The following is a 16993-nucleotide window of genomic DNA, read 5'->3' on the forward strand; positions in this document are numbered from 1 at the left end:
CCGGTGGCCATTCCGGAGACGCGCAGGGCGAGCGCCTCCACGCCGCCCTCCAGCTTCGGCACCTCCCCGCTGACGCCGCCCACCAGCACGGATTCGGTGCCCACCGAGGGCTCGGGCAAGCTCGGCGGCAACCTGCCCCCGGGCCTGGAGAAGTTCCGGAGCGCCATCGAGTCCGCCGCCGCCAAGACGGGCGTGCCCGCGGAGATGCTCGCCGCGCAGATCTGGCAGGAGTCGCGCGGTGACCTCGCCGCCGTCACCACCAACGGCGGCAACGGGCTGACGGACATCGGCCTGATGCAGGTCAACCCCAACACGTTCAAGGAGCTGCAGGCGAAGCACCCGGAGCTGGCCGGCAAGGACCTGTCCGACCCCGCCACCAACATCCTCGCGGGCGCCTGCTACATGAAGGACATGAAGGAGCAGTTCGGCGGCTGGGACCTGGCGCTGCGCGCCTACAACTCCGGCCCCAACGGCGTGGACAAGAGCAACCCGGATGCAATCCCCGCCGGCACCGGTGACGCCACCTACGTGCGCAAGGTGAAGGACTTCATGAACATCCTCTCCACCGGCGAGGGCTCGCTGCCGGCCTGATTCCACGCGGCTCCCCGAGCGACCCGAGACACACGGGTCGCTCGTCACCAGGTCGAGACACGGCTCGGGGCCGCTCGTTCTACAGCAAGCGTCTGACATGCCCTGAGACACCCACCTGGAGCACCCCGCACCTCCATTGTCCGACGTGGTTTCCCATCTCAGCGCGCGCTCGATACAGACGAAAAATCGCGCGAGATGGCAATGAATCGCGAACGTTCAGTCAGCGACTTCGATTGGAAATGAGCACGATGTCTGGGTTAGACATGGCGCCGCCGTGCCTGCCTTGCCCTGTCGTGCCATCCCCCCAAGGAGAAGTCCGAATGACACCCCCGAAGTCACGACCCGCGCGGGTCGCGAGCGTGCCGCGTGTCCCCACGCTGGCGCTCCTGGCCGCGGTGCTGCTCGTGCTGCCCGCCGCCGCCCGAGCCCAGCCGACCTTCACCCTGTTCACGCCCGGCTCCACCCCCGCCGTCGCGTCCGTCACCAATGACTTCTCCGCCGTGGAGCTCGGCGTGAAGTTCCGCTCGGATGTCGAGGGATACATCCTGGGCATCCGCTTCTTCAAGGGCACCACCAACACCGGCACCCACGTGGGCAGCCTGTGGAGCGCCACCGGTCAGCGCCTGGCGTTCGCCACCTTCACGGGTGAGACGGCCACCGGCTGGCAGCAGGTGCTCTTCTCCACGCCGGTGCGCATCAGCGCCAACACGACGTACGTGGCCTCGTACCACGCGCCCAACGGCGCCTACGCGTTCAACAACGGCGGCCTGGCCGCGGGCCACGACGCCCCGCCGCTGCACGCGCTCGCCGGCCCCGCGAACGGCGGCAACGGCGTGTTCACCTACGGCGCCGCGGGCTCCTTCCCCGCCACCGCGTTCGGCAACTCCAACTACTGGGTGGACGTGGTCTTCCGCCCGGCCGAGCCCGTCACGCTCTGGCCCTCCAACCCCACGCCTCCCGTCGCCTCCGTCACCAATGACTCCGCCCCGGTGGAGCTGGGCGTGAAGTTCAAGACGAGCGTCACCGGCGACGTGCTGGGCGTGCGCTTCTACAAGGGCGCGGGAAACACCGGCACCCACGTGGGCAGCCTGTGGAGCGTCAATGGCCAGCGCCTGGCGTTCGCCACCTTCACCGGTGAGACGGCCACCGGCTGGCAGCAGGTCCTCTTCTCCACGCCGGTCACCATCGCCGCGGACACGACGTACATCGCGTCCTACCACGCGCCCGTGGGCGCCTATGCCTTCGAGCAGGGCGGCCTCGCCACCGGACAGGACACCCCGCCCCTGTTCGCGCTGCCGGGCGCCACCAGCGGCGGCAACGGCATCTTCGCCTACGGCGCCGCGGGCACCTTCCCCGTCAACAGCTTCGAGAACTCGAACTACTGGGTGGACGTCGTCTTCCAGGCCACCGGCGCGCCGCCCCCGACGCAGCCGCAGGACGACGCCTACCGCATCTTCCCGCCCAACGCGCTGCCGGCCAATGCCACCTCCACCGAGACGCTGCCCGTGGAGCTGGGCGTGAAGTTCCGCTCGGACGTGGATGGACAGGTCAAGGGCGTGCGCTTCTACAAGGGCGCCGGCAACAACGGCACCCACGTGGGCAACCTGTGGAGCGCCACCGGGCTGAACCTGGCCACCGCCACCTTCACCAACGAGACGGCCGTGGGCTGGCAGGAGGTGACGTTCGCCTCGCCCGTGGCCATCACCGCCGGCACCACGTATGTGGCGTCGTACTTCGCGCCGCTCGGCGGCTACTCGTTCAACAACAACGGCCTGGCCAACGGCGTGGACTCCCCGCCCCTGCACGCCCTGCCCGGCGCCACCACCTCCGGTGGCAACGGCGTCTACACCTACGCCTCCGCGTCCACCTTCCCCAGCGGCAGCCACCAGAACACCAACTACTGGGTGGACGTCATCTTCGAGTCCTACGGCCCGCCGCCCCGTCCGGGCGTCCAGGGCGCTGGCCCCGTGCTCGTGGCCACCGCGCCGGGCAACCCCTTCACGGACTACCTGCGCGAAATCCTGGAGGCCGAGGGCATCGCGTCCTTCGCCACCACCGACGCGGGCAACCTGGGCGTCAGCGTGCCGCTCAATGACTACAAGGTCCTCATCCTCGGTGAGCAGACGCTGGGCGCCGCCCAGGTGACGCTCATCACCAACTGGGTGAACGCGGGCGGCAGCCTCATCGCGCTGCGCCCCGCCGCCAACCTCCAGTCGCTGCTCGGGCTCAATGCCTCGCAGGGCACGCTGAGCAATGGCTACCTCCTGGTCAATGCCACCCAGGCGCCGGGCACGGGCATCACCGCGGAGACGATGCAGTACCACGGCCCCGCGGACCGCCGCACCGTCACCGCCGGCACGCGCACCGTGGCCACGCTCTACTCCGACGCCGCCACCGCGACGACGTACACCGCCATCAGCCAGCGCACCGTGGGCAGCGGCACGGCCACCGCCTTCATGTATGACCTGGCGAAGTCCGTGGTCCTCACCCGCCAGGGCAACCCGGCGTGGCAGGGACAGAACCGGGACGGCTCCACCATCGGCCCGGGCGCTCGCGCCAACGACATGTTCTACGGCAACGCGGCGTTCGACCCGCAGCCGGACTGGGTGAACATGGACAAGGTCCAGATTCCCCAGGCGGACGAGCAGCAGCGCCTCCTGGCCAACGTGCTGCACCAGACGAGCTCCGTGCCGCTGCCGCGCCTGTGGTACTTCCCGCGCTCGCACAAGGCCGTGGTGGTGATGACGGGCGACGGTCACCCCAGCGGCCTCACCACCACGCGGTGGAACCAGTACCTGGCCGACAGCGCCCCGGGCTGCAGCGTGGCGGATTGGGAGTGCATCCGCGGCACCGTCTATGACTACGTCGGCGGGCTGACGGCCACCCAGGCCAACAGCTACGTGGCCCAGGGCTTCGAGTACGCCCTGCATGTGAATACCGGCTGCGCGGACTACACGGCCAACACGCTGGACCCGGCCTTCTTCACCCCGCAGCTCCAGGGCTTCGCGCAGGCCTATCCGCTCGTGCCTTCGCCCACCACCAACCGCACGCACTGCATCGCGTTCAGCGACTGGTCCACCCAGCCCAAGGTGTCGCGCCTGCACGGCATCCGCCTGGACACGAACTACTACTACTGGCCCCACGAGTGGGTGCTCGACCGGCCGGGCCTCTTCACCGGCACCGGTCTGCCCATGCGCTTCGCGGACCTGGACGGCACGCCGCTGGACGTCTACCAGCTCGCCACGCAGCTGACGGACGAGTCCGGGCAGACGCTCTCCACGCACATCGACACGCTGCTGGCCAACGCGCTCGGCACCAAGGGCTACTACGCCGCCATCAACGCCAACATGCACGTGGACTCGCACTCGTCGGCGGGCACCGCGGGCTCGGCGACCATCATCGCCGCCGCCAAGCGTGACGGCGTGCCCGTCATCACCGCGCGCCAGTTGCTCGACTGGGTCGACGCGCGCGAGGCGACGCAGGTGTCGTCGCTGGCCTTCACCGGGACGCAGCTGACGTTCAACGTCATCAACCCGGCGCGCAACCTGTCGCTGATGGTGCCCACGCGCGCCGCCAACGGCCGCAACCTGACCGTCGTCACCCGCGCCGGCTCGCCGGTGACGACGGTCATTCGCACCATCAAGGGCGTGAGCTTCGCGTTCATCGACGCCGCTCCCGCCGGCACGTACACGGCCACCTACAACTAGCCCCTCGCGCCCTCCAAGGCGCGAAGGAAAGGCGGGGCTCGACACGGCGCGTCCGGGTCGGGCCCCGCTGCGTTTCCACCCGGAAGGGCTGCTCCGTTCGACACGGGGTGCCTTGTGCTGGCCGGCGGGGAGCCTCTATGACGCGCCCCCGGGCTGGCGCCCTGCTGGCGGCCGCCCGGACACAAGGACCGCACCCCATGCTCACGAAGCTGCTCGTCGGCCTCGCCGCCGCCATCCTCATCCTGGTGGGCGTCATCGCCTCCCGCCCCGCCGAGTTCACCATCCAGCGCACCGCGACGCTGCCCGGCCCCTCGGACGTGGCCTTCGCGCAGGTAAACGACTTCCACCAGTGGAACGCGTGGTCGCCCTGGGCGGCGCTGGACCCGAACATGAAGACCACCTACTCCGGCCCCCAGAGCGGCGTCGGCGCGGGCTACGCGTGGACCGGCAACGAGCAGGTGGGCGAGGGCCGGATGACCATCGAGCAGAGCCGCGCCCCCGAGCACGTGCGCGTCAAGCTGGAGTTCATCAAGCCCTGGGCGGCCACGAACCTCACGGACTTCCACTTCAAGCCGGTGGCCGGCGGCACCGAGGTCACCTGGGCCATGAGCGGCACCAACGACTTCATGGGCAAGGCCTTCAGCCTGCTCATGGACATGGACGCGATGGTGGGGAAGGACTTCGAGAAGGGGCTCGCCAACCTGAAGGGCGTCGTGGAGGCGGAGGTGAAGAAGCGCGCCGAGGCCGAGACCGCGCGAGTGGCCGCCGAGGAGAAGGCCGCCGCCGAGGCCGCTGCCGCCGCGCCGGTCGTCGCCCAGCCCACGCCGTGAACGGCGAGGGCCGAGCGCGCCTCGGCCACGCTGACTCCCGACGCCTCCGTGCCCCCAACGCGGAGGCATCGTCGCGTCTGGCGTCCGGAGTGTCGACCTCTCGGCCCTCCTGAAGGCAGACATGGCGGGTGGTGAACGCTCGCGCGCCACGGGGCACGCGCCGTTCCCCTCTCATGCGGCGCGAGGCGTAGACCGCGAGCGCGCCAGGTGCCGGCGCGTTCCTCGCCGTCCGGGAGCTCTCATGCCGCCGCGAAAGACTCCGTCGAAGCCGAAACCGCCGCCTCCCAGCAAGAACGAGCAGTTGGAGCCCTACCGCATGCACCAGGAGGACACGGTGCTGACGACGGACCAGGGCATCCCCATCTCGGAGACGGACAACTCGCTGAAGGCGGGCCTGCGCGGCCCCACGCTCCTGGAGGACTTCCACTTCCGCGAGAAGATGATGCGCTTCGACCACGAGCGCATCCCCGAGCGCGCCGTGCACGCCCGGGGCGCCGGCGCGCATGGCTACTTCCAGGTCTACGAATCCCTGGAGCGCTACACCCAGGCGCGCTTCCTCACGGACCCCAGCCTCAAGACGCCCGTCTTCGTGCGCTTCTCCACCGTGGGCGGCTCGCGCGGCTCGGCGGACACCGTGCGCGACGTGCGCGGCTTCGCCACCAAGTTCTACACGCCCGAGGGGAACTACGACCTGGTCGGCAACAACATGCCCGTCTTCTTCATCCAGGACGGCATCAAGTTCCCCGACTTCGTCCACGCGGTGAAGCCCGAGCCGCACAACGAGATTCCGCAGGCGTCCTCGGCGCACGACTCGCTGTGGGACTTCGTGTCGCTCGTCCCGGAGACGGCGCACATGGTGATGTGGCTGATGTCGGACCGGGCCATCCCCCGCTCCTTCCGACACATGGAGGGCTTCGGCGTCCACACCTACCGGCTGGTCAACGCCAAGGGGAAGGCGACGCTGGTGAAGTTCCATTGGAAGCCGGTGCTGGGGACGCACTCGCTCGTCTGGGACGAGGCGCAGAAGGTGTCCGGCAAGGACCCGGACTTCCACCGCCGGGACTTGTGGGACACCATCGAGTCCGGGAACTTCCCCGAGTACGAGCTGGGCCTGCAGCTCATCCCCGAGGGCGACGAGCTGAAGTACGGCTTCGACCTGCTGGACGCGACGAAGCTGCTGCCCGAGGAGCTGGTGCCGGTGCAGAAGGTCGGCAAGCTGGTGCTGGACCGCAACCCGGACAACTTCTTCGCCGAGACGGAGCAGGTGGCCTTCTGCGTGTCCAACGTCGTGCCGGGCATCGACTTCACCAATGACCCGCTGCTGCAGGCGCGCATCTTCTCGTACCTGGACACGCAGCTGACGCGCCTGGGTGGACCCAACTTCGCGGAGCTGCCCATCAACAAGCCCGTCTGCCCGGTGAACAACCACCAGCAGGACGGCTTCGGGCGACAGAGCATCAACACCAGCCGCGCGAACTACCACCCCAACTCGCTGGGCGGCGGCTGCCCCATGCTGGCCAACCCCAAGTCCGCCTTCGTCCACCGCCAGGAGCGCGTGGAGGGGCACAAGATTCGCGCGCGCAGCGGCAGCTTCGCGGACCACTTCAGCCAGGCCACGCTCTTCTACAACAGCCTGTCCAAGCCCGAGCGTGAGCACCTGATGGCCGCGCTCGAGTTCGAGCTTGGCAAGGTGGAGCGCGAGGAGATTCGCGAGCGCGTGGTGAACAAGGTCCTGGTGAACATCGACCGGGACCTGGCCGTGCGCGTGGCGAACGCGGTGGGCGTCGCGCCGCCCAAGCTCGGCAAGCAGCCGGAGAGCAAGCCCGTCTCCAAGCTGACGGCGTCACCAGCGTTGAGCCAGCTGAACACGCCGCACGACTCCATCATGACGCGCAAGGTGGCGGTGCTCGTCGCGGACGGATTCGCCGGACGGGAGCTGTCGCAGGTGCGCAAGACGCTCGAGGGGCTGGGCGCCATCGTGGAGGTGGTGGGCCCCACGCTCGGCCCCGTCGCCAGCGCGGACGGCGGCGAGGAGAAGCCGGTGAAGACGTACCTGACAGCGTCCTCCGTGCTGTACGACGCCGTCTATGTGCCCGGCGGCGAGCGCAGCGTGGCCACGCTGAAGAAGGTGCCGCTCGCGGTGGACTTCGTGCGAGAGGCGTACGTGCACTGCAAGGCGCTGGCGCTGTCGGGCGCGGCCACCTCCATGCTGGACGCCGCGGGGTTCTCCACGCCGATGGCGAAGGGGCTGGATGACGCGCTGGGCGTCATCCGCAGCGCGAAGAACGAGACGCGGGGCTTCGGGCAGATGTTCGCCAAGGCCATCGCCGCGCACCGCCACTGGGCGCGCGAGGCGCCGCCGCCGGCCTGACGCGGGCTTCAGCCCGGCGTCTTCCCGACGAACAGGCCGAGCGCGAAGGCGAGCCCCATGAGCACGAGCACCAGCACCATGGGGACGCCGCCCTTCGCGCGGGCCTGGACGGCCGGAGCCACCAGGCGGGCTCCGGCCTGCTCCTCGGGGACGATGAGGCGGACCTTGATGACGGCCTTGGCGAGCACCTCCTCGACGTCGTTGAGGAAGCGCTCGTACTCCTCGGCCACCAGCTCCAGCGGCTCGCCGTGGTGGGACTCGTAGCGCTTCGCCACCGCTTCGTGGTTGCGCAGCTGGGCCTCGCGCTTGGAGACGTCCACCCAGCCGCACACCAGGGACGGGCCGGAGCCCTTGCGCGGCACCAGGGAGATGTTCTGCCGGGCCAGCTTGCCGCCCGCGGTGCTGGGGCCCTCGGGCTCGTCGATGCGCAGCACGCGGTGCGGTCCGCGCCCGTACATTTTCTTGGACAGGGCCTCGCGCAGCTGCTCCGCGAGCAGCGCGGAGTGGTTGGCGAACATCGTCCGCAGCGCGGGGCCCTCCTCGGCCGCCGCAGCCACCTTGCCCGCCGCGGGCTCCAGGGGGCTGAGCCGTACGACTCCCGCCGCGAGCCCGCCGGAGGCCTGCGGCTTCTCACTCCCGCGTGACAGCCAGTTGCTCGCGGGAACCTTCACCCGCTCCACGCGGGGCGGGCCACCGGCGACCTCTGTCGCGGGGGCTGGACCTCCGCGCACTTCCGTCGCGGGCGCCGAGCCACCTCGCCCCTCCCCCGTCGAGCCTCCGCGCATCCCCGCGGGAGCCGAGCCACCTCGCACCGCCGGGGCCGCGCCATCTCGCACCGCCGGGGCCGCGCCATCTCGCACTCCCGTCGCCGAGCCTCCTCGCATCCCCGCCGCCGTCGCCGAGCCTCCTCGCATCCCCACCGCTGGAGCCGAGCCTCCGCCTCGGAGCTCCGTGGCGAAGGGCAGGTGCTCGTCCTCGGCACTGCCGCTGGTGAAGAGCTGGAACTCCTCGTCGTCACCTCCGGCGTGAGCAGCGGACGCGTTGGTGTCCTCGTCCTCATCCAGGTCCAACTCCTGGATGCGCTCCTGTGCGCCGCGTGCACCAGCGCGGCCCCTGGGGTCCTCCGGTGGGGCGCGGCCAGCGGCGCGTCCCTTCGGTGGCAGGTCGCTCTCCGCGCCTCCTCGCGCCGGAGGTCGGCTGGGCCGGGCCTCGGTGACGATGGCCTCCTGGCCCCGGCCCGCGCGTGCATCCCCCGCGGAGGGGCTCCGGTGGGAGCGGGCCTCGGTGACGATGATTTCCTGGCCCCGGGCCGCGCCACGGGCCTCGGGACCTCGACCGGCGACACCTCGCGGCGGCGGCATGTTCTGCCCCTTGCGCGCCTCGGTGACGATGTCCTCCTGCTCGTCGACCAGGTCCTGGGGACCGATTCGAGTCTCGGAAGCGGGCGGGTCCGGAGGCGCCACGCGGGTCTCCTCCGGGGCGTAGGACATCGGGATGTCGCGCGTCGCGTCCTCGTCCTCGGGCGCGATGCGGGGCTCCTCGTTCCGGCCGGGCCCCGCGCCCCGCCTCTGTCCATTCGCCATGGGCCGCTCCTCGTCCGGGCGAAGATAGCCCGGCCAGGGCCGCTTGCGTCAGCGCGCGTCCTGCCTCTTTCGCCGATACACGTCCGGGTCCACGCGCTCCATGATTCGCTCCGGTGCCGTCAGCGCCGTGAAACCGTATTGCGCGTACAGCCCATGTGCATCTCTCGTCGCCAGCATGAAGCGACGCAGCCCCTGGAGGTCCGGGTGGGAGAAGACGACCCGCATCAGCCACTTGCTCAGACCCTTGCCACGCTGTGACTCCAGGACGAACACGTCGGCGAGGTAGGCAAAGGTCGCCCGGTCCGTCACCACGCGGCAGCCGCCCACCTGCGCGCCATCCGCCGCGTACAGACCGAAGGCCAGCGAGTGACGCCAGGCCCGCTCCACCGTCTCCCGGGGAATCTCCGGGCTCCAGTACGTCTTCGTCAGGAAGCCGTGCACCAGGTCCAGGTCGAGGCGGGAGAAGTCGTCGGAGATGACGTGGCCATCCTCGCCCTTCACCTCGAAGGCGGGGGACGAGGACGATGCAGCGGAGTCCAGCATTGGGAAGGTGCCTCCCTGCGCGCGGGCAGCGCGTGCGACGGCGGTGGGAGCGCAGACCTAACGCATTCGCGTGCGCGCGACCATGTTTCACACTCGCGCCATGGCGGACCTGCACAGTTGGGTGTGAGGTGTTGCGACACAGATTGTCCGGCGGGCGGCAGGAGGGCAAACCGCCCGGGACGCCCGGGATGTCATGCCATTGGCTTCCCCTGGGCGGCCCCATCCGGTTGACGTGGAAGACCTGGGTGGGGACACTGCGTGCTTTCGTCCCACACCCGTCAGAGACAGGAACACACCATGGGTCTCGCAGAGCGTCGCCGCATCGTGGCCATCCGGGATTCTCATTCCCCGCGCTTCCAGTCGGAGCTCAATGCCGCCATCGGCTTCGAGATGCCATTCGAGATCGACACCGCCAGCTTCCCCGAGGACAAGACCATCCTCGATTGCTACGACTACTATTACGAGTCGTACGGCCCGGGCCTCGTCGTCACCGTGATGAAGAGCATCTGCGCGGACGACCTCGGGAAGGAGGCCGCGAAGGCGAAGTTCAGCAAGATCGTCTTCCAGAACGTCGCCAAGAGCGCGGAGAACCCGGGCGACAAGAGCGTGGAGATCAAGGACAACACCCTCTTCGTGCGCGAGAGCTTCTACGGCTACTCGGACAAGCTCTACGGAGAGGACGACCTGCGCGGCGCCATCGAGGCCATTCTCTAGGTCCCGCCCATGACCGAGGACGAACGCAAGCTGCGTGCGCTGTCGGCGCGGCCGCTCGCGGAGGTGCTGGACGACCTCGCGGCGCTCCAGAAGCGCGAGCTGCGCGGGGAGCAGGTCCGACTGCCCCGCGTCACGCTGCATCTGCGCAGCGGGCGGGAGCTGAGCGGCACCATCCTGGCGCTCGCGCAGCTGCGCCAGGAGGTGTTCGTCCTCGTTCGCGGCGGCGCACCGTCGCGGAATGACGCGGGCCCGGATGCGACGTACGTCGCGCTGGGGTCCATCGAGGCGCTCACCGTGCATGACGCGGCGGGCTTCGTCGGGACGCTGGCGCCCGAGGGCCTGTCCCCACTCGCCGAGCCCGCACCCACGCGCCTTGGAGCGCGCCGATTGATGGAGGCCCAGCGCAAGGAGCTGGTGGCCCTGTTGGGCGGCGAGCTGAGCTGGGAGCCCGCCATCGACAAGACCGCGGACGGTGAGCCGCTCCGGGGGCTGGTCTTGCTCGCCAATGCCGTGGCTGGGGCGCTCAAGGCGACAGCGCAGGCCGAGCTCGGCCGCGAGACAGTGAAGGCGGGCCTCCAGCGCGTCATCATCGAGGGAGGGCCCAGGCGCCTGGGGCTCGAAGACGGCACCCTCCACGTCAGCGCGCCGCTCGAGGAGGACGACGTGCCCTCCGTGGAGGCGTTGACGACCGAAATCGAGACGTTGCTCTGACGTCGCGCTGACGCGGCACGCCAATCCACCTGGGACTGCGGGTGTGTCAGGCCATTGGCATCGTGCTGGAGGACTGCGTGAAGATGTCGCCATGACTCCACCTACCGTGCATCCCGCGCAGCGCATCGTCGACCTGGGTTTTGGCTTCATCCTCTCCGGCGCGCTGTCCACGGCGGCGGAGCTCGGCGTCGCGGACCGCCTGGTCCAGGGGCCTCGGAGCGCGGCATCGCTCGCGGAGGAGCTGGGCGTGCATGCGCAGTCCCTCTATCGGGTCCTCCGGCTGCTCGCGAGCGTGGAGGTCTTCGCCGAGGATGAAGCAGGACGCTTCTCGCTGACGCCCGCCGCGGAGTACCTGCGCACGGATGCGCCCGGCTCCCTGCTCAGCGCGGTGCGCATGCTGACGCAGAGAATCTTCTGGGCCCCCACCGGCGAGCTGACGCAGACGGTGCGCACGGGGCAGACGCCGTTCGACCGTATCTTCGGCAAGCCCTTCTTCGACTACCTGACGAGCGACCCGGTCCAGGGCGACATCTTCCACCAGGGCATGTCCAGCCTCTCCGACATGGAGAACAAGGCCATCGCGGGCAGCTACGACTTCACGCCGCTGCGGCGCGTGGTCGACGTGGGTGGTGGGCACGGCGGATTCCTCATCGAAGTTCTCCAGGCGGCGCCCCAGGCGCGAGGCGTGCTCTTCGACCATGCGCACGTGCTCTCGGGGTCGCGAGTCGCGCGGGCGGGACTCACGGAGCGGTGCGAGCTGGTGGAGGGGGACTTCTTCCAGTCCGTGCCCGCGGGGGCGGATGCGTACGTGCTCAAGCGCATCCTCCACGACTGGAACGACGAGACGTGCGTCACGCTGCTGCGCCACTGCCGGTCGGCGATGGCGGAGGGTGGACGCGTGCTCGTGGTGGACACCGTCATTCCTCCGGGCAATGGGCCGCACGGGGGCAAGGTGCTGGACGTGATGATGCTGGCCTCCCTTCCGGGGCGCGAGCGGACGGAAGAGGACTTCCGCGAGCTCTTCGCCCAGGCGGACTTGAAGCTCTCGCGCATCCTGCCCACGCCGACGGCGATGAGCATCACGGAGGCCGTGGCGGCTTGAGCCGACTCCGCGGACCGCGGCTGCTCAGCGAGTGGGCAGCTCGCGGAACGTGAGGCCGTCCAGTTCCAGGGGATGTCTTCTATTGAAAGCCCGTTGCGCTCGAATGCAGCCATCCGGCGAGGCTCACGCCATGTCCCAGCCCACACAGGTCCGCCCATGAGCCAACGGCCTTGGCTTCTCATCGCCATCCTGAGCAGCGCAGTCTTCGGAGTGGCCTATGTCGGCTTCGCGGACATCGGCACCGTGTGCGCCTGTCACGACGGAACCTTCTCGGATGGCCTGCGACTTCCGCTCGACGACAAGGACGCCTTCTGCGCCAGCAGATGCGCAGACCAGGGCGGCGGCCGCTGGCTCCGCGATGGTCGCATGTCCAGCGACAGCGGCCCGCGGTGACGCAGGCGCGCTGTAGCCCGCGCCCTGCTCAGGCCCCCGGAGCCGGAGCGGCCTCCGGTCCACGCGGCAGCACCGACTGCGCCACCAGACTCAGCGCCACGACGAGCGCGCAGCCGATGACGTTGTACCAGAGGTAGCCGATGTCACTGAGCATGAAGAGCCCAATCACTGTCGCCTGCGAGATGACCGCCGCGGTGAACACCGCATGCCCTCGCACGAACTTGAGGAAGAACGCGACCAGGAAGATGCCCAGCACCGTCCCATAGAAAATCGAGCCCAGGATGTTCACCGCCTGGATGAGGTTGTCGAGCAGCGACGCGAAGGTCGCGAACCCCACCGCCACCAATCCCCAGAACACCGTGAACAACTTCGACGCGATGAGCACGTGCCGGTCCGAGGCCTCCGGACGGAACACCCGCCGGTAGAAGTCCACCGTCGTCGTCGCCCCCAGCGCGGTGAGCTCACTCGCGATGGAGCTCATCGCCGCGGACAGGATGACCGCGATGAGCAGACCGAACAGCCCGCTGGGCAGCCACTGCTTCACGAAGCCGATGAAGATGTAGTCCGAGTCCTTCGTCTCCGCCCCCGGCAGCGCCCGCGTCACCAGCGCCTTGGCGTCCTTGCGGACCTGGCTCGCCTCCCCCGCCGCCGCACGCAGCGCCTCACGCACACCCGTGCGCGAAGCCTCGTCCTCCGCCGACAGGTACCGCTCCACCTGCGCGCGCTTGCTCGACTGCACCTCTTCCCACTTCGTCTCCAGCGCCGCGTACTCCGCCGCCTGCCCGGAGCCTCGCATCCGCTCGCCCAGCGTCTCGTTGAACAACAGGGGCGGCGTGCTGAACTGGTAGAAGACGAAGACGAGGATTCCGACGAAGAGAATCAGGAACTGCATCGGAATCTTCAGCACGCCGTTGAACAACAACCCCAGCCGGCTCTCGGTGATGGAGCGCCCCGTCAGGTAGCGGCCCACCTGTGACTGGTCCGTGCCGAAGTACGACAGCGCCAGGAAGAAGCCGCCCGTGAGTCCGGACCAGAAGTTGTAACGGTCCTGCACGTTGAAGTCGAAGCTCACCACGTTCATCCGACCGAACGCGCCCGCGACATCCACCGCGTCACCGAATGAGACGTGCGAGGGCAGCCGCCAGAGGATGACCAGCGCGGCCACCACCATGCCGCCCATCATCACCACCATCTGCTGCTTCTGCGTCTGGCTGACGGCGGTGGAGCCGCCCGTCACCGTGTAGAGGATGACCAGCGCCCCCATCGCCACCACCGTGGGCTCCAGCGCCCAGCCCAGAATCGTGGAGAGGATGATGGCCGGCGCGTAGACGGTGATGCCCGCCGCCAGTCCCCGCTGCACCAGGAACAGGAAGGCGCCGAACAGGCGCGTCTTCAAGTCGAAGCGCGACTCCAGGTACTGGTACGCCGTGATGACGTTCAGCCGGTAGTAGATGGGGACGAAGACCGCGCTGATGAGAATCATCGCGAACGGCAGTCCGAAGTAGAACTGCACGAAGCGCATGCCGTCTTCGTAGGCCTGCCCCGGAACGGAGAGGAACGTGATGGCGCTGGCCTGCGTGGCCATCACCGCCAGGCCGATGGTGGGCCACTTCAGCTCACGAGTCCCCCGCAGGTACTCCTCCGTGCTCTTCGAGCCCCGCGACTTCCACAACCCCCATGAGACGATGAACACAATCGTCCCGACCAGCACCCCCCAGTCGAGCAAGGTCACGAGTACACCCAGGTGAGCGCCGCCGACAGGACGACGAAGAGGACGAAGGAGCCGACCACCAGCAGGTAGACGTTGCGCCACGAGCCGAGCAGCGGCGGCGCGTCATCCAGCTCCGGCCGCTTCTCGACGGGCGCGGGAGACGAGGAGGGGTTCACGGGAGGGCTCATTGCGCGAGGACGTTCGCCAGGAGGCGGTAGGCGCCGGGGACCCCGGCGGGGAGCTGACGGAAGAAGGCCAGGCCCGTGTAGACGAACACGCCCTTGCCATGACGCGCGACGAGCAACGAGCCCTTCAGCGGCTCCTCGCCCGCGTCGTTCATCGCGAACACCGGGCGGTACTTGTCGTCCCACTTCGACGCGAAGTACAGCCCGCGCTCCTGCACCCAGCCGTCGAAGTCCGCGGACGTCAGCCGGTTGGGCGCGCGCAAGAGTGGCTCGTCCGCCGACACCGGCGTCATCACCGCCGTCTCGTCCGTCACACGCTCGCGGCCAATCTCCAGCGGGTACGGCCCGACGAACGCCGACAGCGGCCCCACGCGGCTGTTGGTGTTGTACTGCACCACCAGGCGCCCACCCTGCTTCACGTAGTCGAGCAGTCGCTCGCGGTGCACCGCGAGGCGCGGGTTCGCGTTGAAGGCCCGCACGCCGACGAGGATGGCGTCGAAGCGCTCCAGCTTCTCCGCGTCCAGCCGCTCCTCGGGCAGCACCGTCACCTCGTAGCCCACCGCCGCCAGGCTCTCCGCCACCTTGTCACCCGGGCCAGGGATGTAGCCCAGCCGCTTCACCTTCGTCGCGAGCGCGAAGGGAACCAGCGTGGCCTCCGAGTCCTGCCGCACCGCCAGGGGAGGCAGGTGCTCGTACGACACGGTCCTCACCCGCCACGACTCGGCGCGCCCGCCCACGTCGACGACAACGCGCAGGCGGCCCTTCTGCGTCGCGCCCTTCGGGGGCGTCACCTTGAAGTGCACGGTGCGCGCATCACCGCGCGTGGCGAACTGGAACGCATGCTCCGCGGGCTCCGAGCGCCAGCCCTTCGGCAGCTCCAGCCGCGCCTTGCCGCTCACGTCCCCACGCCCCGCGCCCAGGACCACGGCCACCGACTGCGCCGCGCCGTTGGGGAACATCACCCGGTCCCGCTCCAGCGTCGCGGTGACGGCGGGGACGACCTCGAACGCGCGGTACAGCTCCCCGCGCACCGGGTCCGTCCACACGTGCACCACCGGCCGCGTCACCGTGAGGCGACGCCCCGCGGCCTCGTACACGAACGACACCGACAACGCCGGCCCCGCCTCGGGCAGCCCCGTCAGCGCGCGGTCCGCGTCCTCCAGCGCGAACAATCCGCCGGAGACGGGCTTGCGCAGCCAGTACGGCGTGGTGACGGCCGCGTCCTGCGGCAGGGCCAGCTTCTTCTCCAGCTTGAGCGGCGCGTGCTCCGCGAGCACCGAGTCCACCGCCACGCGCTCCCCACCCGGCAGCGTCACGCTCACCAGCTTCAGCGCCGCGGGCGAGCGGTTCAGCGCGTGCAGCGTCACCGCCACCGACGTGCCCGGCGTGCCCGTGGCCTCGGCGGCCCGCGCCTCCAGGAACAGGCCCGCGCACGCGGCCACCAGCGCCTCCGTCTCGCGCAGCTTCACGGCCTTCCACGGGTGCTCGTCCGGCAGCGCGGACAGCGCCTCGTGCACCTTCAGCAGCGCGGGCACCGAGCGATACGGCGCGCGCGCGTCGAAGCCCCTCTGCGCCTCCTCCACCGCGCGGGCCACGCTCTCCGTGCCCTTCCAGCGGCGCCAGGACAGCTCCAGCCCCTCGAAGACGTCGGCCTTGGGGCGCGTGCCGTCCAGCGGCTGGAAGTACTCCAGCAACGGACCTCGCTCGGCGGGGACCCCGAAGCCCTGGCTCTTGTGCTGGCTGCGGCTCTCCGCCGAAACCTCTCCCCACGAGCGCCCGAGCAGCGCGTCGTACCCGCCCACGTCCACCTTGAGATAGGCGGACATGTCCGCGTCCGGCTTCAGGCTCCACGTGGAGACGTTGTGCAGCAGCCGGTCCGCCTTCCACGGCTTCACGAGCGACAGCTGCTCCGGGAAGCGCGACGGGTCCGCGGCGGCCGCGAAGGCCTCGGCGGCGAGCAGCGCGGACGCGGTGTGGTGGCCGTGGTTGGGCGGCTTCGTGTTGAAGCGCGTGACGATGACGTCCGGCTGGAAGCGGCGGATGGCGAGCACCACGTCCGCCAGCACCGCGTCATGTCCCCAGATGCGCAGCGCCTCGTCGGCGGACTTCGTGTAGCCGAAGTCCCGCGCGCGGGTGAAGTACTGCTCGGCGCCGTCCACGCGGCGCGCGGCGAGCAGCTCATAGGTGCGGATGAGCCCGAGCAGCTCGTCCTGCTCGGTGCCGATGAGGTTCTGTCCGCCATCGCCGCGCGTGAGCGAAAGGTAGCCCGCGCGCAGGCCGCGCTCTCCGACGAGCCAGGCGAGAAAGCGCGTGTTCTCGTCGTCCGGGTGGGCCGCGACGTAGAGCACGCTGCCCGTCACGCCGAGGCGCCGCAGGCCCGCCGCGATTTCTCCCGCGTGCGGTTGTCGAGGTGTCTGCGCGAAGGCCGTGGTCCCGATTCCAAGGCTCATGGCCAGCGTCATGCCGAAGGTGAGCAGGGTTCGCATCCGCCGCGGACCCTACAACAAGGACCCGCCTCACGCGCGCGCGGCCTTCATCCGCGATGACGCGGC

At 69.7% G+C, this 16993-nt stretch carries 12 protein-coding genes; 7 read left to right on the plus strand and 5 right to left on the minus strand.

The features are described from left to right. The 4 genes from FL311_RS17625 to FL311_RS17640 form a co-directional block, all read left to right on the plus strand. On the plus strand, nucleotides 1-591 hold a 591-nt coding region (locus FL311_RS17625; protein ID WP_141326284.1), incomplete at its 5' end, for a lytic transglycosylase domain-containing protein. 320 nt (nucleotides 592-911) lie between these two features. Continuing rightward, nucleotides 912-4298 carry a DUF4082 domain-containing protein gene (locus FL311_RS17630; RefSeq protein ID WP_141326285.1) on the plus strand — a complete coding sequence of 1129 codons (3387 nt, stop codon included), beginning with the start codon at nucleotides 912-914 and terminating at the stop codon, nucleotides 4296-4298. Between the two features lie 197 nt (nucleotides 4299-4495). Next, the gene (locus tag FL311_RS17635) at nucleotides 4496-5128 is read left to right on the plus strand and encodes an SRPBCC family protein (RefSeq protein WP_141326286.1); all 633 of its coding nucleotides are present in this window, start codon (nucleotides 4496-4498) and stop codon (nucleotides 5126-5128) included. Nucleotides 5129-5369: 241 nt separating this feature from the next. After that, nucleotides 5370-7499, plus strand: coding sequence for a catalase (locus tag FL311_RS17640; protein WP_141326287.1), 2130 nt, complete (start codon nucleotides 5370-5372; stop codon nucleotides 7497-7499). An 8-nt stretch (nucleotides 7500-7507) separates the two neighbouring features. Here FL311_RS17640 and FL311_RS45125 read toward each other — a convergent pair whose 3' ends face one another. Both FL311_RS45125 and FL311_RS17650 read right to left on the minus strand, forming a co-directional pair. Further along, entirely contained in the window at nucleotides 7508-9082 is a 1575-nt protein-coding gene (locus FL311_RS45125) for a hypothetical protein (protein WP_228556923.1), read from the minus strand. Between the two features lie 48 nt (nucleotides 9083-9130). Next, nucleotides 9131-9625 carry a GNAT family N-acetyltransferase gene (locus FL311_RS17650; protein ID WP_141326288.1) on the minus strand — a complete coding sequence of 165 codons (495 nt, stop codon included), beginning with the start codon at nucleotides 9623-9625 and terminating at the stop codon, nucleotides 9131-9133. A gap of 297 nt (nucleotides 9626-9922) precedes the next feature. Here FL311_RS17650 and FL311_RS17655 point away from each other — a divergent pair, with 297 nt between their 5' ends. The 3 genes from FL311_RS17655 to FL311_RS17665 all read left to right on the plus strand — a co-directional run bounded on the left by FL311_RS17655 (nucleotide 9923) and on the right by FL311_RS17665 (nucleotide 12152). Further along, nucleotides 9923-10339 (plus strand): hypothetical protein, encoded by a 417-nt coding sequence (locus FL311_RS17655; protein ID WP_141326289.1) that lies wholly within the window; start codon nucleotides 9923-9925, stop codon nucleotides 10337-10339. Between the two features lie 9 nt (nucleotides 10340-10348). Then, entirely contained in the window at nucleotides 10349-11050 is a 702-nt protein-coding gene (locus FL311_RS17660) for a hypothetical protein (protein WP_141326290.1), read from the plus strand. A 91-nt stretch (nucleotides 11051-11141) separates the two neighbouring features. Further along, nucleotides 11142-12152: a methyltransferase gene (locus FL311_RS17665; protein ID WP_141326291.1), complete on the plus strand. Its 1011-nt coding sequence runs from the start codon at nucleotides 11142-11144 to the stop codon at nucleotides 12150-12152. 421 nt (nucleotides 12153-12573) lie between these two features. On the opposite strand, the gene FL311_RS17670 is transcribed toward FL311_RS17665, so the two are convergent. Genes FL311_RS17670 through FL311_RS17675 form a run of 3 tightly spaced genes read right to left on the minus strand, consistent with a single transcriptional unit; the run spans nucleotide 12574 to nucleotide 16927 of the window. Then, nucleotides 12574-14277: a sodium:solute symporter gene (locus tag FL311_RS17670; RefSeq protein WP_141326292.1), complete on the minus strand. Its 1704-nt coding sequence runs from the start codon at nucleotides 14275-14277 to the stop codon at nucleotides 12574-12576. Further along, the gene (locus tag FL311_RS44090; RefSeq protein ID WP_194869244.1) at nucleotides 14274-14432 is read right to left on the minus strand and encodes a hypothetical protein; all 159 of its coding nucleotides are present in this window, start codon (nucleotides 14430-14432) and stop codon (nucleotides 14274-14276) included. The genes FL311_RS17670 and FL311_RS44090 overlap by 4 nt, the downstream gene beginning before the upstream one ends. A gap of 8 nt (nucleotides 14433-14440) precedes the next feature. Beyond that, the gene (locus FL311_RS17675) at nucleotides 14441-16927 is read right to left on the minus strand and encodes a PIG-L family deacetylase (RefSeq protein WP_141326294.1); all 2487 of its coding nucleotides are present in this window, start codon (nucleotides 16925-16927) and stop codon (nucleotides 14441-14443) included. Nucleotides 16928-16993 lie beyond the last annotated feature (66 nt).

This window comes from Myxococcus sp. AB025B (assembly GCF_006518215.1).
In the GTDB taxonomy this organism is placed as follows: Bacteria; Myxococcota; Myxococcia; order Myxococcales; family Myxococcaceae; genus Myxococcus; species Myxococcus fulvus.